Source organism: Mesorhizobium sp. LMG17149 (genome assembly GCF_024518695.1).
Lineage (GTDB): Bacteria > Pseudomonadota > Alphaproteobacteria > Rhizobiales > Rhizobiaceae > Mesorhizobium.
This window is the reverse complement of the sequence record NZ_JANIFL010000028.1, coordinates 1-1,325: the sequence shown is the minus strand read 5'-3', so window position 1 is coordinate 1,325 and position 1,325 is coordinate 1. Positions and strand designations below refer to the sequence as shown.

The following is a 1,325-nucleotide window of genomic DNA, read 5'->3' as shown; positions in this document are numbered from 1 at the left end:
GCTGGATCAGTTGGTTCCTGCCGATCACCTTTTGCGCAAGATCGACCGTGTGATCGATTTCACCTTCATCCACGATCTGACCGCGCCGCTGTATTGCCCCGACAATGGCCGCCCGCCGCTCGACCCGACCTTGATGTTCAAGGCGCTGTTCATCGGCTACCTGTTTGGCGTTCGCTCGGAGCGGCAGCTGGTGCGCGAAATCGAGGTCAATGTCGCCTATCGTTGGTTCCTGCGACTGAAGCTGACGGACAAGGTGTTCGACGCCTCGACGTTGAGCCAGAACCGGCGGCGGCGTTACGACGACACCAGCGTGTCGCAGGCGATCTTCGACCGCATTGTTGAGCAGGCGATCCGGGCGGGCTTGGTCGACGGCACGGTGCTGTACACCGACTCCACCCATCTGAAGGCCAACGCCAACAAGGGCAAATACGATCTTGCCATGATCGCCAAGTCGCGGGCCGACTATTGGGCCGACCTCGATCGTGCGATCGACACCGAACGGGCGCTGCATGGCCAGAAGCCGCTGAAGCAGAAGGAGCGGCGGCCTGCGGTTAAGGAGACCAAGGTCTCGCGCACCGACCCCGACAGCGGCTACATGGTGCGCGAGGGCAAGCCGAAAGGCTTTTTCTATCTCGATCACCGCACGGTGGATGCGGCGCACGCCATCATCACCGACACGCACACGACAGCGATCGTCCATGATTCGACCGTCTACCTGTCGAGGCTCGATCGGCAGGTGCAGCGCTTCGGCTTTGATGTCGGCGCCGTCGGGCTGGACGCCGGCTATGCCACGGCAGGCATCGCCAAAGGACTGGAGGATCGGGCAATCCGCGGTGTCACCGGTTATCGTCGCCCCAGACCGCCCAAGCCCGGCATGATGGGTCCGTCCTCCTTCACCCATGAGCCGGCGGCTGATGGCTATCGCTGCCTACAGGGCCAGATGCTGGCCTACGCCACCACCGACCGCAATGGCTACCGCCACTACAAGAGTGACCCGGCTATCTGCCGCGACTGCCCGCTGCTTGCCTCCTGCACCAGCAATGCCAAGGCCCAACGCACCATCATCCGCCATGCCTGGGCCGATGCGAAGGAGCGCACCGACGCCAACCGGCTGACCGCATGGGGCAAGGCTATCTACCGCCGCCGCAAGGAGACCGTCGAGCGCTCCTTCGCCGACGCCAAGCAACTGCATGGTCACCGCTATGCGCGGTTCCGAAGTCTCACCAAGGTCGCCTGCCAGTGCCTGATCGCCGCCGCCGCCCAGAACATCAAAAAGATCGCCCTTTGCCTGTGCCCGAAGCCCAAGCCGGCCCGCGCATGAGGCT

1 protein-coding gene is annotated in these 1,325 nt (G+C 63.7%); it reads left to right on the top strand.

The annotated features are described in order from the left end of the window. Nucleotide 1: 1 nt before the first annotated feature. Nucleotides 2-1,321, top strand: coding sequence for an IS1182 family transposase (locus tag NP945_RS31790; RefSeq protein ID WP_256748512.1), 1,320 nt, complete (start codon nucleotides 2-4; stop codon nucleotides 1,319-1,321). Nucleotides 1,322-1,325: the final 4 nt, after the last annotated feature.